The organism is Allorhizobium sp. NPDC080224 (genome assembly GCF_050281005.1).
GTDB lineage: Bacteria > Pseudomonadota > Alphaproteobacteria > Rhizobiales > Rhizobiaceae > Allorhizobium.
On sequence record NZ_JBNNWJ010000001.1, the window covers coordinates 277,008 to 298,414 of the forward strand.

Sequence of the window (21,407 nt, forward strand, 5' to 3'; positions counted from 1 at the left end):
CATCTAGGGCAATCCTTGCACTTCGGCCAGTCTTTAAAGCCGGATGATATGCTGGTCCCACGCGACTGGGTTCTTTCGGTCGAGAAAGTCACCGCGATAGGAGGAGACGGCAAAGCTGGTCGGCGAGGGGGCAATGCCTGCCGCATCGGTAAGGACCGTTTCGGAAATCAGCCGGCCATCCCTGCCGTCCAGAATGGCCCAGAGCCCGTTCTTTGGTGACGCGATGCCGACGAGCCCCTGCGTACGGTTGACCGCGATGGCACCGACATAATTGCCGAGCCGGTCGGTCGTATTGTCGGGCAGTTCGACGAAGGAAATCGGCGCCCCCTTGGTAAAATGCCCGACCAGCGGCGGCCGATCGGTGCGCGGCCCCTCATATTGGCAGGCGAACCAGATCCGACCATCTAGTGCTACATCGAGGTGACGCGTGGAAAGCTGCTTGAGATCCGGCGGCAGCACATGTTTCTCGATCAGCGCGCCTGTCTTGGCATCGGCCAGAACCAGCGAAGGCTCCATATGGTCGAGGTTGAGCTTGGTCCGGCCGAAATCCGGATGGGTCTCGATCCCGCCATTGGCAATGACAAGGAGACCATCGGCGGTGACGGTGATGTCATGTGTGCCGATGCCATGGGCAGGAACCTCGCCCACGCGTTCGAAGCCGGCAATGCAGTCATAGATGCCGACGACGCCGGCATTGGTGTCGAAGTCGTTTTCGCTCGCATAGAAGAGCCGGCCATCGGGCGAGAAGGCGCCGTGACCGAAGTAATGGCGACCTTCGGCCGCTGTCACGATGCGCGGCTCCACACGCCTCTTGGCGTCGAAGACCACGGCAAAGGTGCCGGGCCGGCGGGCGAAGGCGACCGAAAGCCCGTTTGCGGCGCTGTGGCAGAGCCCGTGGACACGGCCAGGCAGCGCGATCTCGTCGATCAGTGTCCCTTGTTCACTGACGAGGCCGATTGCAAAGCAACCATCGTGACGTTTCAAGCCGCTGGCATAGACCGCATCCGTGCGCTCAAGCGCAAAGGCCGACCGTGCGCCAAGCCCCGCGACGAAGGCGAGGCCTGCGGAACGCAGAAAGACACGGCGATCAATGAGCGGCGTTGCGATCATCTCAGTCGCCGTCGGAGAAGGAAAAGCCCGCAGCAAGCCCGATGCCGCCGCCGAGATCGTTGTTGAGCCTGAGGATCAGGTCGCGGCTGTTGAGCAGAAGGAAGTCAAGCTTGGCGATCTGGGCCGGATCCTTGATGACCTGAGCTACATCTGGCTTGATGTCGGCCGAGATCCGCGACAGTGAGCGGGCAACGAAATCGGTCGAGGAGACGACCGAGCGATTGTCCTCGGCCAGAAGCTCCGCCATGCCCGAGGTGTCGAGCAGGTCGCGTAGTCCCTCGAGATTGGCCGTGATCGAACGGAAGGTATTGCCGGAGCGCCAGTAGATCGCCTGACGCGGCAGGGCCTTATTCGGATCGCCCTTGTAGAACTGTTCGATGCGCTGATCGCGGATTGTCTCGGCGGCATGCACGAGCACGCCGAGCAGTTCCTTGGCGGCCTCCGCCTCGTCGCGGTAGAGCGGATTGCTCGGTCCCGGCGTCTTCCAGGCGGCAGAGACGCCATCCGGCGCATCCCAGGCGGCTGTCAGTTCCGCGCCGAGGCGCTTGAGGTTCGCCGCGATCGCCGTGCCATACTGGCAGCGATAGGCGCCGTCGTTGGTCGTGAGGGTTTCCGAGCCGGTGCCGAAGAGCACGAATTCCAGCGCGCCCAGTCCCTGCATGGCGACGCTCTTGCCTTTCAGCGTCTCGACCGACGTCACGCTCGGATCGGGTTTGGCAAGGGCTGCCTGTACCTGCTTCAGCCCGGTGCCCTTGCGATCGGGGAAAAACAGGATGCGCTCGAAGCGGTTGTCGTCGAGAACGGGGCCTACCCGGACGATCTCGATGCGCGACCAGGCTTCCACGAGATCGCCGAAGGTCGATTGCGCCTTGGTGAGGCTCTCGGTCGAGGGCGCTTCGCAAAGCATGGCCATGGATTTCTCCATGGTCGCGGCCTTTTCGGTGAAGTGGCGGTAACCGGGGCGGATGAAGTCGTCGACGGCCCGTGTCATCACGGCCGGCACCTTGGCAGCGTCGAGCACACCGACGGTCGGGCTCGATTCCTGCGCCAGCGCGGGCAGGGGCAGCGACATCGTGAAGAGGAGGGCAAGGCGCGTGATGAACCGCATCAGAGAGACTCCAGGAATGTGATCAGGGCCTCGCGGTCCTCGGGGGTGGCGGCGGCAAAGGCATTGCGGGCGGCTTCTGCCTCACCGCCATGCCAAAGAATGGCTTCCGTCAGGTTCCGCGCCCGGCCGTCATGCAGGAAGAACGTGTGGCCGCTCACCACCTGCGTCAGACCGATACCCCAGAGCGGCGGCGTGCGCCACTCCTGGCCGGTGGCATCGCCGACCGGCTGGCCATCGGCGAGACCTTCGCCCATGTCATGCAGCAAAAAATCGGAATAGGGCCAGATCAGCTGAAAGGCCTGTGCCTTATTCTCGGCCTTGCGGCTGGTGACGAATTTCGGCCGGTGGCAGGCAATGCAGCCGCTCGCATAGAAGATTTCCTTGCCGCGCAGGACTTCTGTGTTGCCGACATCGCGGCGCTTCGGCACGGCGAGGTTCTTGGCATAGAAGGTGACGAGATCGAGCACCGGCGCGGGGCCTTCGGTATCGCCGAGGCGCGGCTGGACTCCGGTGGCCGCTTCGAGGCAGGCGGTCTGCTGTACCGTGCAGTCGCCGAAATGCCTGGGATCATCGGGCGTCGAAATCCCGATATCGCCGGCAAAGGCGCTGGAACTCTGGTCGCGCACCGAGGCGTTCTGCGCCTTCCAGCCGAAGCGGCCGAGCTTGATCTCGCCGGTGCGGTGATCGCGGGCGCGGGCCGTGCGTCCGGAAATGCCGTCACCATCGAGGTCATCGGGATCGGCGAGTGCACGGATGTCTTCCTCGGGGATCGCCTCGATCAGGCCGAGCCCGATCATCGGATTGGCGATGCGGGGTGAGAGAACGGTCGTCGGATCGAGCGGGCCGTAGTTCAGATCGCTGACGGAATAGCTGGGGCGGCGCAGCATCACCGTCTCGCCGCCAGCCAGTCTCACCGGCTCTTCGGTGTAGATGATGGCCATGCGGCCTTCCGCGGCGATGCCGGGAACGGCCTGGTCCTGCAGCTGACCGCCATAGACGGGGTCGGGCAGGGAGGCGACCTCCAGCCGTTCGAGCTTCGCCTTCTCCTCCGCCGTGGCGGCGGGGCGGGCGAGGCGGAAGAACATGGAGGTGTGGTCGCGGTCGCCCTCGGGCGGATGACCGCGCCCGTCCTTCAGGTGACAGCTCTGGCAGGCCCGAGCGTTGAAGAGAGGGCCGAGTCCGTCCGAGGCCTGGGTGGAGGAGGGGGAGGAGACCCAGAGCTTGCGGAAGAGCGCATTGCCAAGCTTGAACTCTTCTTCCTCGGCGAAGGTGATGTTGGCGGAGAAATCGGAAAAGGAGTCGGCGCTCACGCCGCGCGGAGATGTGCCCGCGCCACCCTGCATCAGTTCGAAGGCCTCGGCCTTGCTGAAATCCTCGGTCGGACGCGTAACGCTGGCGACGCGTGCCTTATCCTTGGGTGACAGATCCGTGCGTTCGCTCAGTTCAGCAGCGATCGCGGTGGAGAATAGCAGGCCGATCATCAAGGCAAGACCGAGGCCGCTCAGATGGAGTCGCACGGTGTTCATGGATGGATCGGGTCGCCCGGCAACCGGACGACCCGCCTTTGCTGCTTACTGGAAGACGGCCTCAGGACTATCAAGGCTGTCGGAACCTTCAAGCTCGATCGTGCCGAGCTCCAGCGACGCAATGACGCGCTGGATGGTCTGCGTCTGGTCGATCAACCCGTCGATGGCAGCCTGCACTGTGGCATTACCCTCGGCATTGCCTTCGCCAATCATCTGGTCATAGGCTTCCTTGGTCTCTGCGCGCTCGACCATCGTGTTCATGGCAGCGAGAGTCTTGTCGAGCTTGCCCTTCATCTCCGTATCCAGCGCCTGATCCTTGGCAGCGACGAGTTCGGAGAGCGACGGCCCGGTCATCTTCGTGCCGTCGACGCGCGTGTATTCGCCGGTATAGGCGGATGAGATGCCGATGGCGTCGTTCAGATGCGAGGCATGCGTGTTGTCGGAGAAGCAATCATGCTCTTCTTCCGGGTCATGCAGCAGCACGCCGAGCTTCATGCGCTCGCCGGCGAGTTCGCCATAGGAGAGCGAGCCCATGCCGGTGAGGATCGCGGAAATGCCCTTCTGCTCATCGGCGAGAACGGCCTTCGTCGCTTCGCCCTCCGGCGCCCAGGCCACGACCATCTCTTCCAGATCCTGCAGCAGCAGCGTCGAGGCGGCCTTGAGATAAGCGGCGCGGCGATCGCAATTGCCATTGGTGCAATTGGCCGTGTCATAGTCAGTATAGGGGCGGTTGCCGGCGCCGAGCCCCGTGCCGTTCAGATCCTGGCCCCAGAGCAGGAATTCGATGGCGTGATAGCCGGTCGCGACATTGGCTTCGACTTCACCGGCTTCATGCAGCGTCTCGGCGAGGAATTCCGGCGTGATCTCGGAGGCATCGACCTCTTCGCCATTGATCTTGATCTTCGGGTTGGCAATCACATTCGCCACATAAAGCGCATTGCCGTCATTCTCGGTACCGTAACCGGCATCGACATAGTCGATCAGGCCTTCATCCAGCGGCCAGGCATTCACCTTGCCTTCCCAATCATCGACGATCGGGTTGCCGAAGCGATAGACTTCCGTCTGCTGGTAGGGGACGCGTGCGGCAATCCAGGCTTCGCGGGCAGCCTTCAGCGCCTCTTCGCTGGGCTTTGCGATCAGCGCATCAATGGCCGCATCGAGAGCCTTGGCGGTGGAGAGCGAGTCCTCGAACTTGGCATGGGCAAGTTCTGCATAGTGCGTCAGCACGTCCTTGGGCGCAGGTGCCGCGATCGCCGGGCCGGCATAGATCGCAGCCGATGTGACGAGCAGCGCGACGGACGCGCCGATGACGGATTTCCGGATCATGGTGTCTCCCTTCGGCGCCGACTGGGCGCCTCGATGTAATCGGACGGCCATGTCTTCGCGCAAAAAGAAACTGGTGTCAAACAGTCGAGTATACGAAGTACTCGCTGAAATTGACGATGGTCAAATCACGTCGGGCGACGGCGCATCCGACAGAAAAAGAAGCCGTCCGTATCCATGCTGGCGGGGCTGAGTGTCACCGTCTTGCCATCCGTTGACCGCGGCTTTGGAGCCGAGCCGCCGAAAAGGCGCGTCCAGTCTTCAACCACCGAGACGATCTCGAAGCTCGGATTGGCCTCGCAGAAGGCCTGGACCTGACGGTCGTTTTCTTCCGGCAGCACCGAACAGGTGACATAGAGCAGGGAGCCATTCGGTTTGACGAAGGTTGAGGCTTCGGTGAGTGCCTCCTGCTGCTGCGTCATCCGCTCCTGCAGGTTCCGGTCGGTCAGGCGCCACTTGGTATCGGGGCGGCGCCGCCAGGTGCCGGTGCCGGTGCAGGGGGCATCGACCAGCACCTGGTCGCAACGCTCTCGAAGGTTTGCGAGCCCCTTGGTGCTGTCATGGACCTGGACGTTATGGGTGCCGGCACGCTTTAGCCGCTCGATGATCGGCGCCAACCGCTTGCGGTCGGCGTCATAGGCATGCACCTGGCCCTTGTTGTTCATGGCAGCCGCCATGGCGAGCGTCTTGCCGCCACCGCCGGCGCAGAAATCGAGAACCTGATCGCCTTCGCGCGGCGTCACGAGATCGGCGACGATCTGCGAGCCCTCGTCCTGAACCTCGAACCAGCCCTTCTGGAAGCTGAGTTCTGCCGTAACGTTCGGCAGGCGGGACGGGCCTTCGCCAGCCGGAACGCGCATGCCGAAACGCGCGATCGGCGAGGCCTTGGCGCCGGAGCGATCGAGCGCCTTCAGCACCTTGTCCCTGTTGGCCTTCAGCGTGTTGACGCGCAGATCGAGAGTCGGGCGGGTGGCGAGCGCCTTGGCTTCGGCCAGCCAATCGTCGCCGAAGGCTTCTTCGAACGACGGTTGAACCCAGTCGGGAATGTCACCCTGGACATTGAGGGGAGCATCGGAAAGGTCGCGGGTGGTAAAGGCCTGGATCTGGCTTTCGGAGAGGGCCGCGGGCGCAAAATTGTCGCCTTCGAGTTCCCCCTGCAGTGTCTCGAGGCTCATGCCCCACTGACGCAACAGAACGGCCCAGCCAAGCGCGTGCGCGCTGTCGTCATCCATCAGCCAGGCATGGGAGAGCTTCATGCGCAGGGCATCGTAGACGATATTGCCGATGGCCGCCCGATCGCCGGAACCGGCGAAACGATGCGAAAGGCCCCAATCCTTGAGAGCATCGGCAACGGGACGGCGACGGGTTTCGATGTCGCTCAAAACTTCGATCGCACCGGCAAGACGGCCGCCCAGGCGCATGGTCATTCTCCTCTGAAAGAAGAGAGCGTGGTAACGACGATCAGGGGCAAGAGCAAGCGCCTAAAACCCGACGGACCAATCGCCGCTTCCGAACTTGGATGTCTTAGCTGATGATCTCGTAGCAGACCTTGGCATGGCCGGAGCGGATCATGCCGATGTTCTGGGCCGCGGCCTTGGAAAGGTCGAGCACACGTCCGCGGATGAAGGGGCCGCGATCGTTGATGCGAACGACGACGCTCTTGCCACTTCGCGCGTTGGTCACTTTCAGCTTGGTGCCGAAGGGCAGTGTCTTGTGAGCCGCCGTCAGTCTCGCCGGGTTCATGCGCTCGCCGGAAGCCGTCTTCGAGGTCAGCGCGTACCAGGAGGCGCCACCGCAGGACGACTTTGCATTTGCACTCTGGGGTGCGAAAGCAAAGAGTGCAGCAATAGTTGCGGCGGCGAAAGCAGAGCGGCGGTTGATGATCAAGATGTACGTCCCTAGTCGTTGACACGAGCAATTTGTTGCGTGCCGACGCCTAAGCGGGGTGAAAAATGGCAAAAACGTGCCTTGATGCAATCACGAAAAGTTACATTGATTAATATTCGTGATGATCGATCACAGAATCTTAATCTTACCAAAATATGAAATTTACGGAAAAATCGTTTGATTCCAGGAGTCTTTCTGGAATGAAAAACTTCAACTGACGCCTGAAGTGCCGTTCACGGATTTGTGGAAGAAAAATTTTGCTCGTCCGCCATATTTGCCGCCCGAAATGTGGTGCGAAGGGGGCCTATGCCCGACAATCCCTGCGGTTTCAGGCTGCCGGGCGCAAAGTTTGACCCGGTGAAACGCCCATTCAGCCCCTCCGGTTCCATGTGCCGGAGGCAAGTAGATCGGCCAGTGACATCATGTAATTCGGGTACTGGAAGTTGAAACCTAGATGCTTGATCTTGGCATTCGAGACGCGCTTGTTTTCGCCATAGAAGGAGCGCGCCATCGGCGTCAGCTCTGCCGTCTCAAAGGCCTGCTCGGGTGGTGCATCCATCTCCATCAGACGGGCGGCTTCGGTCACCACATCCTGGGGCGGGGAGGGCAGGTCGTCGGTAACGTTGAAGATCCCGCCCGTCTTCGGACCGGCCAGGAAGGCCGTGGCCGTGGCGATGTCCTCGACGCGGATGCGGTTGAACACCTGATCCTTTTTCACGAGGCGGCGGGCCGTGCCGTTGGCAAGGTTCATGAAGGTGTTGCGGCCAGGACCATAGATCCCGGAGAGGCGCAGGATCGCGAGCGGCAGGTTGTCCCGTGCCGCGACCACCTGCCACGCCTGCTCGGCCTCCACGCGCTCGACCGATCGCACCGAGACGGGCTTCAATTCCGTCTCCTCGTTGACCCAGGCGCCATGATGATCGCCATAGACCCCCACGGTTGAAAGATAGGCGATCCATTCGAGCTTTGGCATCAGGGCCTTGATGCCAGCCTGGCCGCAGAGCCGGATCAGCGGGTCGCCCTCACTGCCAGGCGCGATCGATTGAACGAGATGCGTGGTCTCGGCGAGTTCAGCGGTGAGTTCTGGCGAGAGGCTCGTGCCGTCAAAGACGAAAGGTCGGATGCCGGCCTCTTCGAGCGCCTTTCCTTTTTCGGCACTGCGCGTCGTGCCAGCGACCGAGGCGCCTTCGTCGGTGAGCAACTGACCGATGGCCTTACCCGAATAGCCGGCTCCGAAAATCATCAAGCGCATGCGTCAGTTCTCCGTCATCCATTCCTGTCGGACATGCTCGTCCGTTTCCGTCATCAAATGCGCCCTCTGCAGGGCGGCAAAGCGATCCGCCGGCAGAAGCCTGGATAGCGCCCAGGCGGCCATGCCACGCACATCGGCAGAGCCGTCCGTCAGCAGCCTCTCACAGGCCGGCGCCAGATCGAGAGAGCCGGAATTTCCGGCCGCAATCAGCACATTGCGCACGAAGCGGTCCCGCCCGATCCGCTTGACCGGTGAGCCGCTGAAATAGGTGCGGAAGGTCGGATCGTCCAGCGTCAGGAAGAAGGCGATGTCGGGCGCCTTCAGGTCATCGCGGGCGACAAGCTTCATCTCGCGGGCGGCTGCGGCAAACTTGTTCCAGGGACAGGCCGCTAGGCAGTCGTCACAGCCATAGATGCGGTTGCCAAAGGCGGGGCGCAGCGCCCGGTCGATCGGCCCCTTGTGTTCGATCGTGAGGTAGGAGATGCAGCGCCGCGCATCGATCTGGTAGGGCGCCGGGAAGGCGTCCGTCGGGCAGGCGTCGAGGCAGGCTCGGCAGGAGCCGCAATGGTCGCGCTCGGGTGCATCGATCTCGAGTTCGGCCGTGGTGAACAGGCTGCCGAGGAAGAGCCATGAGCCAAAGTCGCGGCTGACGAGATTGGTGTGTTTGCCTTGCCAGCCGAGGCCGGCTGACGCCGCAAGCGGCTTTTCCATGACGGGTGCGGTATCGACGAAGACCTTGACGTCTTCGCCCGCACGCGCGGCAAAGCGCGTCGCCACTTCCTTGAGGCGTCCCTTGATCACGTCGTGATAGTCGCGATTGCGGGCATAGACGGAGATCGCCGCCTTATCGGTCTGCGACTGCAAGTGCCGCGGATCCTCGTCCGGACCGTAGTTCATCCCGAACATGACGATGGAGCGCACATCCGACCAGAGGACGCGCGGATCGGCGCGGCGCTCTTTTGTCTCTTCCATCCATGCCATCGTGCCGTGTCGTCCGGCCTCAAGAAAGGTCTCGAGCCTTGCGGGCGCTTCGGGAATGGCGTCCGGCAGCGTGATGCGACAGAGATCGAAGCCCTGTGCATGGGCCTCCTGACGCAGGAAACGCGTGAGCTCTGCCTGCCGCTTCCGGATCTTGGGATCGATCTGCGGCTCGTCCATGAAGATAACCGTCAGAAGTCGAGGTCGGCGTAATGCGACACCGGCGTGATGCCGCGCACGCGCTCTGTCAGCAGCGGGCGGAAGGAGGGGCGCGACTTGATGCGCTGATACCATTCCTTCGCGACCGGGAACTCGTTCCAGTCGATTTCGCCGAGGTAGTCGAGCACGGAGATGGCTGCCGCCGCCGAGAGGTCGGCATAACTGATGCGGTCGCCGGCGAGCCACTGACGCGAGCCGGAAAGCCAGGTCAGGTATTTCATGTGATGGCGAATGTTCGAGCGCGCCGTGCGCAGAACCTTGGAATCGGGAGCGCCGCCACCAAGGCCATTGGGAATGATCAGCTTGTGCACCCGCTCGCGCACCAGCGGTTTCGTCACGTCCTGCTCCATCTTCTGCAGGAACCATTCGGTCAGCCGGCGGATTTCCGCGCGCTGGAACGGGTCTTCGGCAAAGAGCCGCCGGTCGCGCTTCAACACGCCATGCGTCTCGTCGATGAACTCGGAAATGATGGTCGGACCGCAGAGTGCCCGCATATTGTCGTCGACATAGACAGGCAACGTACCGGCTGGGTTGAAGGCGAGGAATTCCTTGCGCTTCTCCCAGGTCTGCTCCTCCACCAGATCCGTCTGGAAGCCGTATTCAGACAATACCAATCGAATGAAACGGGACGCGGTGGACATCGTGTGATGATACAGGGTCGGCATCGGAACTCGAATTCTCGGATTTTTCAGTGGCCGCAGCGCAGGCTGTCGAAGCGGCTGGTCATTGGCGCGGCTTCCAAGCTATAGGGTTTCGGCCCCCGCAATACAAGCAAATCACTTTGCCTTCCCCTAGAAGGAGACCTCATGGAAGATCAATCCATTATCAGCGCGCTCGTGCTCGGCGTCATCGAAGGCCTGACCGAGTTCGTGCCGGTGTCCTCCACCGCGCATGTTCTGCTGGCCGGCCATTTCCTCGGTTTCGAATCGCCGGGCAACACGTTTGCGGTGTTGATCCAGCTGGGTGCGATCCTGGCCATCCTCAGCGTCTACTTCGCCAAGCTCTTGGGGATCGCGCTCTCGCTGCCGACGAGTGCAGAAAGCCGGCGCTTTGTCGGCGCTGTCCTTCTGGGCTTTCTGCCCGCTGCCGTCATTGGTGTTGTTGCCCATGACTTCATCAAGACCGTGCTCTTCGAGACGCCTATGCTGATCTGCGTGGTGCTGATCCTCGGCGGCTTCGTGTTGCTGTGGATCGACCGAATGCCGCTGAAGCCCCGATATCACGACGTGACCGAGTATCCGCTGTCGCTCGCGCTCAAGATCGGCTTCTGCCAGTGCGTGGCGATGATCCCCGGCACCTCGCGGTCGGGCGCCACGATCGTCGGTGCGCTGCTGCTGGGTGCCGACAAGCGCTCGGCGGCGGAATTTTCCTTCTTCCTCGCCATGCCGACTATGCTCGGCGCCTTCACGCTCGATCTCTATAAGAACCGCAACGCGCTGACCGTCGATGACGGGTTGATCATCGCGATCGGCTTCGTGGCTGCCTTCATATCGGCGCTCTTCGTCGTCAGGGGGCTTTTGAATTTCATCTCGAAGCGAGGCTATGCGCCCTTCGCCTGGTGGCGCATCGTCATCGGCACAGCAGGCATCCTCGGGCTGCTTATCACCGGCTGAAGCCGACAGAGCCGAGGCAAGAAAAAAGGCCGTCCCGAGGGGCGGCCTTCTTGATTTTGGGAGATCAGTTGGTCGGCGGGATCGAAGCCGTCGAGCACGGATCGATGCCATAGGCGGGCGAGCAATTGTCCTTTCGGGCGGCGACGGTGGTCGGCGCAAGGAAGGAGCCGGCGATGATAACCAGTGCCGCACATGCGAAGAACAGTGCGATAGGCTTGCCCATGAAAATGCCTCTTGAAACTGACTGAAATGAAGGGCTGGCACATGTTTCAGGCCGGCCGTTGGGGGCCAGTCTTTACGCATTGCCACGACCGCCATCAATAGGCGATCTTGCTTTATCCGGGGTTAACGCAGGTCTTTGTTTAGCTGCGTCTTTTGTGCAACGGCGAGACGATCACCAAGTGTTGAAGGCGGCCTCATGCCGCCTTGCCGGTTCCGGTGTACTGGCCATGCACGCGGTACTGCACGAGATAGGTCGGAAGGATTGCGGCCATGGTCACCGGCTCGATGCCGAGGCCTTCCAGCGTGCGCCCTTCCGCCTTGGCGGCAGCAGAGACGACATTGTCCTTCTTGAGCAGCTTCACCTGGTCGCTGGTGAGCGGCGGGGTGATCAGCGGCACGGCAGAGGCAATGCTGCCGATCAGCGAGGCGATGCCGAAAGGCAGCGTGACAAGCGCACGCTTGCGGCCGACGATTTCCAGCATCGTCTCGAGACACTGCTTGAAAGTCGCGACATCACGGCCACCGAGTTCATAGATCTTGCCGCGCGCAATCGAGCCATCGACGGCGCGTGCCACGACTTCGGCGACATCCCCGACATAGACGGGCTGGAACTTGGTCTTGCCACCACCGACGAGCGGCAGGGCAGGAGCGATGCGGGCCATGGCCGCGAACTTGTTGAAGAAGCCGTCCTCCGGGCCGAAGACAATCGACGGACGCAAGATGATGGCGTCGGGCAGGATCGACTGGACGGCGGCTTCCGCACGGCCCTTGGTCGCGGCATAGACCGAGTCCGACTTGGCATCGGCACCGATCGCCGAAACGTGGGTCAGTGTCGCGCCGACCGAGCGGGCGGCTTCAGCAACCGCGCGGGCGCCAAAATCCTGGACCGCATCGAAGCCGTTGCGGCCGCTTTCGAAGAGGATGCCGACGCAGTTGACGACATGGTCGGCGCCCTGGACCGCGGCATCGACCGATGAGCGATAGCGCAGGTTTGCCTGGACGAAAGAGATCTGGCCGACATTGCCGAGCGGCTGCAGGAAGCCTGCGAGATCGGGGCGGCGAACGGCGACGCGGATACGATAGCCGCGCTTGGCGAGTGCCCTGACGACATGCCGTCCGACGAAGCCCGAGCCCCCGAAAACGGTGACGAGCGGCGGAAGGTTGGACAAGGTCATGGACGGCTCCCCTGAACTATATATAGGCGCACACGATATGCGCGATCTGGCTGGCCTCTCTTAACCGAATCGTCCGGCGGGGGAAAGGCCCGTCAAGGCCTCTTCCGCGGGACATTCGGCCTCAGGGGGAGCGGGCGATCAGACGCCTTCGACGACCACGATCTCGCCATCTGCCACTTCCTGGCGGATCTTGGCGGCGATCTGGTACTCCGGCGAATTGTAGCAGTCGACGGCGGCCTGGTGTGATGGGAATTCGACCACCACATTGCGCGCCCGCCCGTCGCCCTCGAGCAGGGTATAGGCACCGCCCCGCGCGAGGAATTTGGCGCCATAGGTCTCGAAGGCCGGCTTTGCGGCGGCGACATAATCCTTGTAGCGCTCCGCATCGCGGATATCGACGCGTGCGATCCAGTATCCCTTGGCCATGACGTCCTCCCGGTTTGTCTTTGATTATGCCTGCTTGGCCATCGCCTCGTCCATCTCGGCGAGGATCGCAAGCGCTGCCGCCTTTGGATCCTCGGCCTTGACGATCGGGCGGGCGACGACGAGGTGGCTCGATCCGGCCGCGATCGCGTCCGACGGTGTCATGACGCGCTTCTGGTCGCCCTTGTCGGCGCCTGCCGGGCGAATGCCGGGGGTGACGATCGCCAGTTTCGGTCCGACGATCTGGCGCACGGCCGACGCCTCTTCCGCCGAGCAGACGATCCCGCCCATGCCGGCGATGCGCGCCTGTTCGGCGCGCTTCAGCACAAGCGTATGCGGATCGTATTCATAGCCGGCATCGGTCAGATCCTGTTCGTCCATGGACGTCAGCACAGTGACGCCGAGCAGGCAGAGGCCAGAGCCCTCAGCCGCCTTGACGGCAGCCGCCATGGCCTTGGGATAAGCATGCAGCGTCAGCATGGTCATGCCCATGCGCGCAATGTTCTCGACCGCAGACGCCACGGTGTTGTCGATGTCCAGCAGCTTCATGTCGAGGAAGACCTGCTTGCCCTCTCTCGCCAGATCGCGCGCAAATTCCAATCCACCGGCAAAGGCCAGCTGATAACCGATCTTGTAGAAGGAGATGCTGTCGCCGAGCGTGGAAACGACCCGCTCCGCTTCCTGGACGGTCGGAACATCCAGTCCGACGATGAGACGGTGACGTGCGCTCAAGACAAAGACTCCTGCCAGATCTCCATGACCCGTCCACTCGCATGCCGCGCGTCAAATCGCAAGCATGACAAGGGCAGGGGGATCGACGATCCCCCGTTCTCCGCAAAAGTGGGCGCTCAGGCCTTGCGGTAGATCCAGAGCTGGGCCGGCGGGATGTTGCGCACGACGAAGTCGAAATGCTGGATGTGGTAGCGATCGGGCTTGGCGATGATCGGCGACACCGGGCCGTAGGTAATCTGCACCACGGGGCGCCCTTCGGGAATGCGCGACAGCAGATCTTCGAGCAGCTGGATGCGCGCTTCCATCGGGAAGCTCAGCATCGGTACGGCCGATATCACACAGTCGAAGGTCTTGTCGGCGAAGTCGCCGAGGATGTTTTTGAGGTCAAAGGCATCGCCATGGATGAAGTTGACGCCCGCATAATCCTCGACGAGTCGGCGGTAGAAATCCTCGGAATATTCGACGGAAACGATCTTTTCTGCCGGCACGCCGTGCGCCAGGATCTGCTTGGTGATGACCCCGGTGCCGGGGCCAAGCTCGAGCACAGGCAAGCCGGACTTCGGCTCGATGACACTTGCCATGCGCTTGGCCGTCACGGACGACGTCGGCACGATCGCGCCGACGAGCTTTGGACCCTGCATCATGCCCTTGAAGAACCGGATTTCCTCGTCGAATTTTTTCTCGAACCGTTCCTTCAATCGGATGGCCATGATCGTCCCTCTTCTTGTTGCTGCTCGATTGCTGCGAGCCGAATGCGACAATTTTGGGCCAAGTTGTCGCAAACGCAAGAAAGAATGACGCAAGTGGGCAAAATTCCTGTCTGAGCCCTGGGCGCGTTACACGCGCATCGGCATCAGGACATAGAGCGCGTCGGCGCCGGCGGTGTCGCGAATGAGCGTCGGAGAGCCGGCATCGGCAAGCAGAAAGATCGCATCGTCGCCGGAAAGCTGGGCGGTGATGTCGAGGAGATATTTGGCGTTGAAACCGATCTCCATTGCGTCGCTTTCATAGCCGACGGCGACTTCTTCCGTCGCACTTCCCGAATCCGGGTTGTTGACGGTCAGCATCAACTGGCCGTCGGCGAGCGCCAGCTTAACGGCGCGGCCACGCTCGGACGAAATCGTCGAGACTCGGTCGACGGCGCGGGCAAAGGTCTGGCAATCAACCCGCATTTCCTTGTCGTTCGCCTGCGGAATGACGCGCTGGTAATCGGGGAAGGTGCCGTCGATCAGCTTGGAGGTCAGGACGACCGAGCCGATGGAGAGGCGGATCTTGGAATCGGAAATCTCGATGCCGATGATGAGTTCCGGATTGTCGATGAGCTTCTGCAGCTCTCCGACCGTCTTGCGCGGAATGATGATGCCGGGCATGCCTTCCGAGCCCGAGGGGGCATCGACATCGGCGCGGGCGAGACGATGGCCGTCGGTGGCAACGGCGCGCAGCTTCAAGGCGCCGCCTGCCTCGATCGTGTGCAGGAAGATACCGTTCAGGTAGTAGCGAGTCTCTTCGGTCGAGATCGCAAACTGGGTGCGATCGATCAGCATCTTGAAGTCGGATGCCTTCATCTTGAAGGAATGGGTGAAGGTGCCGGCGGTGAGATCCGGGAAGTCCGACTGCGGCAGGCACTGCAGCGAGAACTTCGAGCGGCCGGAAGCGACCGTCATCGTGCCGCCATCCGGGTTCGTTGCGAGCAGAACCTCGGAACCGTCGGGCAGCTTGCGCACGATTTCATAGAGCAGATGGGCCGGAACGGTGGTGGCGCCTGCCTGCTCGACCATGGCCGGCGTGCCTTCGGTGATCTCAAGGTCGAGGTCCGTCGCCTTCATGTCCAGTTCGGCGCCTTCGGCCTTCAGCAGCACGTTCGACAGGATCGGGATCGTGTTGCGACGCTCGACCACGCGATGCACGTGATTGAGGGACTTGAGGAGATTGGACCGTTCAAGAGTTATACGCATGGGATGCTACCGCTTTCGACGTGTCGTCTTCCGGAGTTCCGGATCGGAAAATAGGGGCCGGGCAGTCCCCGGGCCGGACGATGTGGACGGGCAAAATGGCAGTAAATCTGCGGGAAAAGCAAGAGGCTCCAAGGTTTTCCACGCCAGTCCCCAGCAGAGCTTGCCGGAATGGTTTATGGGCCGGGCACCCTTGCCGCGAGCATGGGGGTGGAGGATAAAGGCCGCATGACAACAGAAGACAAAAATGCCACCACGGCGCAGACTTCCAAGCGCTATCGCCTGAACGACACGCTGATTGCGGCGCGGCCGCTGGAGCCAGCGCTTTATCTGGTCGCGACCCCGATCGGCAATCTCGGCGACATCACCATCCGCGCGCTGGAAACGCTTGCTGGTGCCGATGTGCTCGCTTGCGAGGACACAAGGGTCACCCGCGTCCTTCTCGACCGTTACGGGATCGAGAACCGGCCTTATGCCTATCACGAATACAATGCAGACGAGGCAGGTGCGCGTCTGCTCGCCGCCCTCGAAGCCGGCAAGTCCGTCGCCCTCGTCTCGGATGCCGGAACACCGCTCGTCTCCGACCCGGGTTATCGCCTCGGCCAGCTGGCGATCGATGCGGGCCATCGCGTCGTGCCGATCCCAGGCGCTTCCGCACCGCTCGCTGCTCTCGTGGGCTCCGGCCTGCCGAACGACGCCTTCCTGTTTGCCGGTTTCCTGCCGACCAAGGACAAGGCGAAACGGGACCGACTTCGCGAACTCGCCAAGGTGCCGGCAACGCTGATCTTCTTCGAGTCCCCGCATCGGATCGGGGATACGCTTGTCGCGGCCGCCGACGAACTCGGCACCGATCGGCCGGCCTCGGTCTGCCGCGAATTGACCAAGACCTTCGAGGAGTTCCGTAGAGGTCCGCTCGGAGACCTCGCCAGCGATTATGCCGACAAGGCGGTCAAGGGCGAGATCGTGCTGGTCATCGGCCCGCCCGCGCCCGATGCTGCGCCCGACGCCGCCGATGTCGATGTCCTGCTCGCCGAGCTGTCGACGACCATGCCGACAGCCAAGGCCGCGACGGAAGCCGCAAAGCTGACCGGCCTGCCGCGCAAGGAGCTTTACCAGCGGCTGCTGGAACTCAAGGGGGCCGCATGAAGCCCAGAGGCGCGGATCGAAAACGCATCCGCGCCGAGAGGCTTGGCCGCTGGTCGGAATACCGAGCGGCACTCGCTCTGCTTCTGAAAGGCTACCGAATCGTGGCGCTCCGCTACAAGACGAAAGCCGGAGAAGTGGACATCATCGCCCGTCGCGGCGATCTCGTGATTTTCGTTGAAGTGAAAGCGCGAAAAGATCTGCGATCAGGCGTCGATGCGGTCAGCTACGCGGCCGAGCGACGCATTGCCGATGCCGCAGATCACTGGCTTCGCAGGCAATTCGATGCAACACGGCTGTCACTTCGGCATGATATCATCGTCGTGCGGCCATGGCGCTGGCCGGTCCATTTCCAGGGCGCATTTTAGCTTCGTTTGAGTTTCGATCACGATTTTTCGAAACCCATTCATTGTGACAGGTCTGTCATAAAAGATTCAAGTCGCTGTCATGGATCGGCCCTATTGGAGCCCTCACCGCAACAACCGGTGGAGAGGATCTATCCCATGATCAAGAAGATTTCCCTGGCCGCTCTGGCCCTGACCATGACCGCATCGACGACGCTTGCCGCGACCAACATCACCTGGTGGCACGGCATGGGCGGCCGCAACGGCGAAGTTCTGAACGAACTGGCCGTCAAGTTCAATGCAGCCCAGACCGCCTGTGTTCTGACGCCTGTGTCCAAGGGCACCTATGAAGAAGCTCTGGCTTCTGGCATCGCCGCATTCCGTTCGGGCCAGCACCCGAACATCCTGCAGGTCTTCGATGCCGGTGCTGCCACCATCATCAATGCCAAGGGTGCAACCGTCGCCGCTGAAGACATCATCCGCGAAGCCGGCCACACCTTCAACGCCGAAGACTACATCCAGGGCGTTCGCTACTTCTACGCCGATGCAGACGGCAAGTTTGTCGGCATGCCGCTCTCGTCCTCGGCGCCGATCATGTACTATAACGTCGAAGCCCTTGAAAAGGCTGGCGTCGAAGCCCCGAAGACCTGGGAAGAGTTTGAAGCGATCGCTCCGAAGCTCAAGGAAGCCGGCTACATTCCGCTCGTCCAGTCGCACCTGCCCTGGCAGATGGTCGAGAACTTCCATTCGCGCAACAACCTGCAGTTCGCGACTAACAACAATGGTTACGACAGCGTCGTCGACACCAAGATCCTGGTCAACACCGAAGAGCAGCGGATGATGTTCTCCAAGCTCAAGGAATGGCAGGATGCCGGCATGTTCGCCTTCTACGGCGCAGGCTGGAACGATAACCAGAAGCCTTTCGAAGAAGGCAAGGTCGCCCTTTGGGTCGGCTCCTCCGGTTCCTTCGGCGGCCTCCTGAAGACCGCCACCATGCCGTTTGCTGCGACCCTGATGCCCAACTGGAGCGGCATCGCGGGTTCCGGCACGAATTCCTTCATCGGTGGTGCTGCCCTGTTCGCCATGGCAGGCAAGTCGGCTGAAGAAAACAAGTGCACCGGCGATTTCTTCAACTTCATCGCCTCGCCGGAGATCCAGTACTACTACCACAAGGAAACCGGCTACGTGCCGCTGACGACTGCTGCCTATGAACTGGCCAAGAAGGACGGTCACTACGACCGCACCCCTCAGGCGGAAGTCGGCCTGCAGCAACTGATGCTGCCGGGTGGCGAGTGGTCCAAGGGCTATCGCATGGGCTTCTATCCGCAGATCCGCGACGTCATGAACCGCGAATTCGTCAAGATCTTCTCGGGCGAAGTCACCGTCGAAGACGCCTTCAAGACGATCGAAGCCGAGTCCAACGAGATCCTCGCCCGCTTCGCCAAGACCGCCGGCTGATAGAACCGTCCTGTCCAATGTCGTTCCCGGGGACCATCGGTCCCCGGGCTTTCCATTAAGGGGCCTCTGATGAAGCGCGTCCAGTTCAATTCGCGATTTCTGCCTTACCTGTTTCTTTTGCCGCAGTTGGCGATCATCGCGATCTTCTTTTACTGGCCGTCTGTGCAGGCGATCCAGTCCTCCTTCTACATCGAAGATCCCTTCGGCTTCGGATCGACCTTTGTCGGCTTGAGCAATTATGGCGACATCTTCTCGGCGTCCCAATACGGACGCATCGCGCGCTTCACGGTCGCTTTCAGTGTCATCGTCACCTTTCTCGTCCTGTCTCTCGGCCTGCTGCTCGCCTTGAAGGCGGATGCGGTCATCAGAGGGCAGTCGACCTACAAGACCTTGTTGATCATCGTTTATGCCATTGCCCCACCTGTGGCAGGACTGATTGGCCTGATGTTCTTCGACCAGCACATCGGCCCGTTCGTTACCTTTGTCTCGTGGTTCGGCTGGGACATGAAGATTGGTATCAATTATTTCGACACGGCCTTTGCCATGGTGCTGATCGCCGTGTGGAACCAGATCCCCTACAACTTCATCTTCTTCCTCTCCGGGCTTCAGGGTATCCCGAATTCGATCCGGGAGGCGGCAACGATGGACTGCAAGTCCGGCACCCGCCGCTTCTGGACCGTGACGCTCCCGCTCTTGGCGCCGACCGCCTTCTTCCTCCTCATCATCAACATGACTTATTCGCTCTTCGACACCTTCGGCGTCGTCGACGTCATCGTCAAAGACAGTGCCGCCAACAATCCGATCACGCTGGTCTACAAGGTCTATCTCGACGGCTTCCGCGGCAATGACCTCGGCTCGTCCTCTGCCCAGTCAGTCATTCTGATGCTGATCGTGCTGGTCCTGACCATGATCCAATTCCGCTTCATCGAACGTCGCGTCCATTACGGTTGAGGAGAGCGCCATGTACCGCACAAAATTCTTCGACCACCTGATCTTGATCGCTGGCGTGATCTTCATGCTCGGGCCGCTGGTGGTCGCCTTCACCACATCAACGCATTCCGCGGCCGAGATCCACTCGAACGGCCTGATGCTCTCCGTCGGTGATCATTTCACCGAGACCTATGAAAAGGTCCTGTTTGAGAGTGGTGGTTTCACCGGCCAGGTCACTGGCCTGACCATGGCGATGAACTCGCTGATCCTGGGGCTGGGCTTCGCCATCGGCAAGATCATACTCTCGATGCTGGCCGCCTATGCCATCGTCTATTTCCGCTTTCGCTTTGCAACGCTCGCCTTCTGGCTGATCTTCACAACGCTGCTCCTGCCGCTCGAAGTGCGTATCCTGCCGACCTACAAGGTGATGAGCGATCTCAACCTCCTGAACAGCTACCAGGGCCTGATCCTGCCGCTCTTGGCATCCGCAACGGGGACCTTCTTTTTCCGCCAGTTCTTCAAGTCCGTGCCCGACGAACTCCTGGAGGCTGCGCGCATCGACGGCGCGGGTCCATTCAAGTTCTTCATCGACGTGCTCTTGCCGTTGTCGCGCACCATGATCGCGGCGGTCTTCATCATCATGTTTGTCTACGGTTGGAACCAGTATCTCTGGCCAATGCTGATGACGACGGAAGAGGGCTTCTACACCCTGATGCGCGGCATCAAGCAGATCCTCCAGGTGTGGATCGGCTCGCAGATCCCCGATTACAACGAAGCCTTTGCCATGGCAGTGCTCGCCATGCTGCCGCCCGTTATCGTGGTGGTGGTGTTCCAGAGCTGGTTCATCAAGGGCCTCACCGAAACCGACAAGTAAAGGGAGTGCCGACCATGGCGTCCATCGACATCACCGAAGTCTCCAAGATCTACGACAAGGGCGGCGCCAAGGCTGTCGATACCGTCGACATCCAGATCGAGGACGGCGAGTTCATCGTGCTCGTCGGCCCCTCGGGCTGCGGCAAGTCCACGCTGCTGCGCATGGTGGCAGGGCTTGAGGAAATCTCGCAAGGCACGATCTCGATCGGCGACCGCGTGGTCAACGAAGTCGAGCCGGCAGACCGTGACATCGCAATGGTCTTCCAGAACTATGCGCTCTATCCGCATATGACCGTCTACGACAATCTTGCTTACGGCCTGAAGAACCGCGGCACGCCGAAAACGGAAATCGCCGCCCGCGTCGCAGAAGCCGCCAAGATGCTGGAGATCGAGAAATATCTCGACCGCAAGCCGAGGGCGCTCTCTGGTGGCCAGCGCCAGCGCGTCGCCATGGGCCGCGCCATCGTCCGCAAGCCGGCTGTCTTCCTCTTCGACGAGCCGCTGTCGAACCTCGACGCCAAGCTGCGCGTCACCATGCGCGGCGAGATCCGCAAGCTGCAGAAGCGGCTAAAGACGACCGCGATCTACGTCACCCACGACCAGTTGGAAGCCATGACCCTCGCGGACCGCCTCGTAGTCCTCAACGGTGGCCGCATCGAACAGATCGGTACACCGCTTGAGGTCTACAATCGTCCTGCCTCCACCTTCGTCGCGAGCTTCATCGGCTCGCCGGCCATGAATCTCGTCGATGCACGCATCGAAGGCGGACGGCTGCTGTTTGACGATGCCGAGCTCCCTGTGGACGGTCTCTGGTCGGAGGGGCCCGTCCGTCTTGGGATGCGCGCCGAGGATCTCGTTCTGACCCTTGAGGACGATGCTCAGTTTTCGCTCGCCATCGACTATGTCGAGGAACTCGGCGCACAACGTCTGGTCCATGGTCTGGCCGCAGGTCAGCCGATGACCGCGGTCATCGCCTCGCATGTCGAGTTGAGCGAGCGGCTTCCGCTGCGCATTTCCCCGTCCAAGCTGCATGTGTTCTCCGTCGATACGGGGCGCCGGCTGGACGCAGGTATGCCGCCTTCGGATGCGCAGCCGGTCGCGCAGGAGGCCGAGCGGGTCTTCGCCTGAGCGCTTCACCA

The 21,407-nt window shown here is 61.6% G+C and carries 22 protein-coding genes; 7 read left to right on the plus strand and 15 right to left on the minus strand.

The annotated features are described in order from the left end of the window. Positions 1–33 precede the first annotated feature (33 nt). The 9 genes from ACQKP1_RS01390 to ACQKP1_RS01430 all read right to left on the minus strand — a co-directional run bounded on the left by ACQKP1_RS01390 (position 34) and on the right by ACQKP1_RS01430 (position 10,068). Entirely contained in the window at positions 34–1,110 is a 1,077-nt protein-coding gene (locus tag ACQKP1_RS01390) for a DUF1513 domain-containing protein (protein ID WP_427273923.1), read from the minus strand. A gap of 1 nt (position 1,111) precedes the next feature. Beyond that, the gene (locus ACQKP1_RS01395) at positions 1,112–2,218 is read right to left on the minus strand and encodes an imelysin family protein (protein ID WP_427273924.1); all 1,107 of its coding nucleotides are present in this window, start codon (positions 2,216–2,218) and stop codon (positions 1,112–1,114) included. Further along, positions 2,218–3,744: a di-heme oxidoredictase family protein gene (locus ACQKP1_RS01400; protein ID WP_427273925.1), complete on the minus strand. Its 1,527-nt coding sequence runs from the start codon at positions 3,742–3,744 to the stop codon at positions 2,218–2,220. Before ACQKP1_RS01400 ends, ACQKP1_RS01395 begins: the two co-directional genes overlap by 1 nt. A gap of 45 nt (positions 3,745–3,789) precedes the next feature. Then, on the minus strand, positions 3,790–5,070 hold the full coding sequence (locus tag ACQKP1_RS01405; protein WP_427273926.1) for an imelysin family protein: 1,281 nt from the start codon (positions 5,068–5,070) through the stop codon (positions 3,790–3,792). A gap of 125 nt (positions 5,071–5,195) precedes the next feature. Further along, complete coding sequence (locus tag ACQKP1_RS01410; RefSeq protein ID WP_427273927.1) at positions 5,196–6,488, minus strand: RsmB/NOP family class I SAM-dependent RNA methyltransferase; 1,293 nt, start codon at positions 6,486–6,488, stop codon at positions 5,196–5,198. Positions 6,489–6,591: 103 nt separating this feature from the next. Further along, positions 6,592–6,954, minus strand: coding sequence for a septal ring lytic transglycosylase RlpA family protein (locus tag ACQKP1_RS01415; RefSeq protein WP_427273928.1), 363 nt, complete (start codon positions 6,952–6,954; stop codon positions 6,592–6,594). A gap of 370 nt (positions 6,955–7,324) precedes the next feature. Continuing rightward, positions 7,325–8,206: an SDR family oxidoreductase gene (locus tag ACQKP1_RS01420; RefSeq protein ID WP_427273929.1), complete on the minus strand. Its 882-nt coding sequence runs from the start codon at positions 8,204–8,206 to the stop codon at positions 7,325–7,327. 3 nt (positions 8,207–8,209) lie between these two features. Beyond that, the gene (queG, locus tag ACQKP1_RS01425) at positions 8,210–9,364 is read right to left on the minus strand and encodes a tRNA epoxyqueuosine(34) reductase QueG (RefSeq protein ID WP_427273930.1); all 1,155 of its coding nucleotides are present in this window, start codon (positions 9,362–9,364) and stop codon (positions 8,210–8,212) included. Between the two features lie 11 nt (positions 9,365–9,375). Beyond that, a complete protein-coding gene (locus ACQKP1_RS01430; RefSeq protein ID WP_203019238.1) occupies positions 9,376–10,068 on the minus strand; it encodes a glutathione S-transferase family protein in 693 nt (230 codons plus the stop codon). Between the two features lie 141 nt (positions 10,069–10,209). Here ACQKP1_RS01430 and ACQKP1_RS01435 point away from each other — a divergent pair, with 141 nt between their 5' ends. Then, a complete protein-coding gene (locus ACQKP1_RS01435) occupies positions 10,210–11,016 on the plus strand; it encodes an undecaprenyl-diphosphate phosphatase (protein ID WP_427273931.1) in 807 nt (268 codons plus the stop codon). 64 nt (positions 11,017–11,080) lie between these two features. On the opposite strand, the gene ACQKP1_RS01440 is transcribed toward ACQKP1_RS01435, so the two are convergent. The 6 genes from ACQKP1_RS01440 to dnaN all read right to left on the minus strand — a co-directional run bounded on the left by ACQKP1_RS01440 (position 11,081) and on the right by dnaN (position 15,523). Next, positions 11,081–11,239: a hypothetical protein gene (locus ACQKP1_RS01440; protein ID WP_203019242.1), complete on the minus strand. Its 159-nt coding sequence runs from the start codon at positions 11,237–11,239 to the stop codon at positions 11,081–11,083. A gap of 193 nt (positions 11,240–11,432) precedes the next feature. Then, on the minus strand, positions 11,433–12,413 hold the full coding sequence (locus ACQKP1_RS01445) for a complex I NDUFA9 subunit family protein (RefSeq protein WP_427273932.1): 981 nt from the start codon (positions 12,411–12,413) through the stop codon (positions 11,433–11,435). A 138-nt stretch (positions 12,414–12,551) separates the two neighbouring features. Beyond that, on the minus strand, positions 12,552–12,839 hold the full coding sequence (locus ACQKP1_RS01450) for a DUF1330 domain-containing protein (RefSeq protein WP_427273933.1): 288 nt from the start codon (positions 12,837–12,839) through the stop codon (positions 12,552–12,554). 24 nt (positions 12,840–12,863) lie between these two features. Next, positions 12,864–13,568 (minus strand): orotidine-5'-phosphate decarboxylase, encoded by a 705-nt coding sequence (gene pyrF, locus ACQKP1_RS01455; protein WP_427273934.1) that lies wholly within the window; start codon positions 13,566–13,568, stop codon positions 12,864–12,866. A gap of 116 nt (positions 13,569–13,684) precedes the next feature. Next, entirely contained in the window at positions 13,685–14,278 is a 594-nt protein-coding gene (gene pmtA / locus ACQKP1_RS01460; protein WP_427273935.1) for a phospholipid N-methyltransferase PmtA, read from the minus strand. Between the two features lie 126 nt (positions 14,279–14,404). Beyond that, the gene (gene dnaN / locus ACQKP1_RS01465) at positions 14,405–15,523 is read right to left on the minus strand and encodes a DNA polymerase III subunit beta (protein WP_054151229.1); all 1,119 of its coding nucleotides are present in this window, start codon (positions 15,521–15,523) and stop codon (positions 14,405–14,407) included. Positions 15,524–15,748: 225 nt separating this feature from the next. Between dnaN and rsmI the strand changes: the two genes are divergently transcribed. The 6 genes from rsmI (at position 15,749) to ACQKP1_RS01495 (ending at position 21,396) form a co-directional block, all read left to right on the plus strand. After that, positions 15,749–16,666, plus strand: coding sequence for a 16S rRNA (cytidine(1402)-2'-O)-methyltransferase (rsmI, locus tag ACQKP1_RS01470; RefSeq protein WP_427273936.1), 918 nt, complete (start codon positions 15,749–15,751; stop codon positions 16,664–16,666). Then, the gene (locus ACQKP1_RS01475; protein WP_427273937.1) at positions 16,663–17,031 is read left to right on the plus strand and encodes a YraN family protein; all 369 of its coding nucleotides are present in this window, start codon (positions 16,663–16,665) and stop codon (positions 17,029–17,031) included. The genes rsmI and ACQKP1_RS01475 overlap by 4 nt, the downstream gene beginning before the upstream one ends. A 135-nt stretch (positions 17,032–17,166) precedes the next feature. After that, positions 17,167–18,465 (plus strand): extracellular solute-binding protein, encoded by a 1,299-nt coding sequence (locus ACQKP1_RS01480; protein ID WP_427273938.1) that lies wholly within the window; start codon positions 17,167–17,169, stop codon positions 18,463–18,465. 69 nt (positions 18,466–18,534) lie between these two features. Next, positions 18,535–19,416: an ABC transporter permease subunit gene (locus ACQKP1_RS01485; protein ID WP_054151226.1), complete on the plus strand. Its 882-nt coding sequence runs from the start codon at positions 18,535–18,537 to the stop codon at positions 19,414–19,416. A gap of 10 nt (positions 19,417–19,426) precedes the next feature. Then, positions 19,427–20,269: a sn-glycerol-3-phosphate ABC transporter permease UgpE gene (gene ugpE / locus ACQKP1_RS01490; RefSeq protein WP_054151225.1), complete on the plus strand. Its 843-nt coding sequence runs from the start codon at positions 19,427–19,429 to the stop codon at positions 20,267–20,269. 14 nt (positions 20,270–20,283) lie between these two features. Further along, positions 20,284–21,396, plus strand: a complete 1,113-nt coding sequence (locus ACQKP1_RS01495; protein ID WP_427273939.1) for a sn-glycerol-3-phosphate import ATP-binding protein UgpC — start codon at positions 20,284–20,286, stop codon at positions 21,394–21,396. Positions 21,397–21,407: the final 11 nt, after the last annotated feature.

Coding starts and splice junctions, on each gene's coding strand:
- ACQKP1_RS01495 (WP_427273939.1), top strand. CDS start 20,284: ATGGCGTCCATCGACATCACCGAAGTCTCCAAGATCTACGACAAGGGC.
- ACQKP1_RS01485 (WP_054151226.1), top strand. CDS start 18,535: ATGAAGCGCGTCCAGTTCAATTCGCGATTTCTGCCTTACCTGTTTCTT.
- ACQKP1_RS01475 (WP_427273937.1), top strand. CDS start 16,663: ATGAAGCCCAGAGGCGCGGATCGAAAACGCATCCGCGCCGAGAGGCTT.
- queG (WP_427273930.1), bottom strand. CDS start 9,364: ATGGACGAGCCGCAGATCGATCCCAAGATCCGGAAGCGGCAGGCAGAG.
- ACQKP1_RS01440 (WP_203019242.1), bottom strand. CDS start 11,239: ATGGGCAAGCCTATCGCACTGTTCTTCGCATGTGCGGCACTGGTTATC.
- ACQKP1_RS01435 (WP_427273931.1), top strand. CDS start 10,210: ATGGAAGATCAATCCATTATCAGCGCGCTCGTGCTCGGCGTCATCGAA.
- ACQKP1_RS01450 (WP_427273933.1), bottom strand. CDS start 12,839: ATGGCCAAGGGATACTGGATCGCACGCGTCGATATCCGCGATGCGGAG.
- ACQKP1_RS01405 (WP_427273926.1), bottom strand. CDS start 5,070: ATGATCCGGAAATCCGTCATCGGCGCGTCCGTCGCGCTGCTCGTCACA.
- rsmI (WP_427273936.1), top strand. CDS start 15,749: ATGACAACAGAAGACAAAAATGCCACCACGGCGCAGACTTCCAAGCGC.
- dnaN (WP_054151229.1), bottom strand. CDS start 15,523: ATGCGTATAACTCTTGAACGGTCCAATCTCCTCAAGTCCCTCAATCAC.
- ACQKP1_RS01395 (WP_427273924.1), bottom strand. CDS start 2,218: ATGCGGTTCATCACGCGCCTTGCCCTCCTCTTCACGATGTCGCTGCCC.
- ACQKP1_RS01400 (WP_427273925.1), bottom strand. CDS start 3,744: ATGAACACCGTGCGACTCCATCTGAGCGGCCTCGGTCTTGCCTTGATG.
- ACQKP1_RS01445 (WP_427273932.1), bottom strand. CDS start 12,413: ATGACCTTGTCCAACCTTCCGCCGCTCGTCACCGTTTTCGGGGGCTCG.
- ACQKP1_RS01430 (WP_203019238.1), bottom strand. CDS start 10,068: ATGCCGACCCTGTATCATCACACGATGTCCACCGCGTCCCGTTTCATT.
- pmtA (WP_427273935.1), bottom strand. CDS start 14,278: ATGGCCATCCGATTGAAGGAACGGTTCGAGAAAAAATTCGACGAGGAA.
- ACQKP1_RS01410 (WP_427273927.1), bottom strand. CDS start 6,488: ATGCGCCTGGGCGGCCGTCTTGCCGGTGCGATCGAAGTTTTGAGCGAC.
- ugpE (WP_054151225.1), top strand. CDS start 19,427: ATGTACCGCACAAAATTCTTCGACCACCTGATCTTGATCGCTGGCGTG.
- ACQKP1_RS01480 (WP_427273938.1), top strand. CDS start 17,167: ATGATCAAGAAGATTTCCCTGGCCGCTCTGGCCCTGACCATGACCGCA.
- ACQKP1_RS01390 (WP_427273923.1), bottom strand. CDS start 1,110: ATGATCGCAACGCCGCTCATTGATCGCCGTGTCTTTCTGCGTTCCGCA.
- ACQKP1_RS01420 (WP_427273929.1), bottom strand. CDS start 8,206: ATGCGCTTGATGATTTTCGGAGCCGGCTATTCGGGTAAGGCCATCGGT.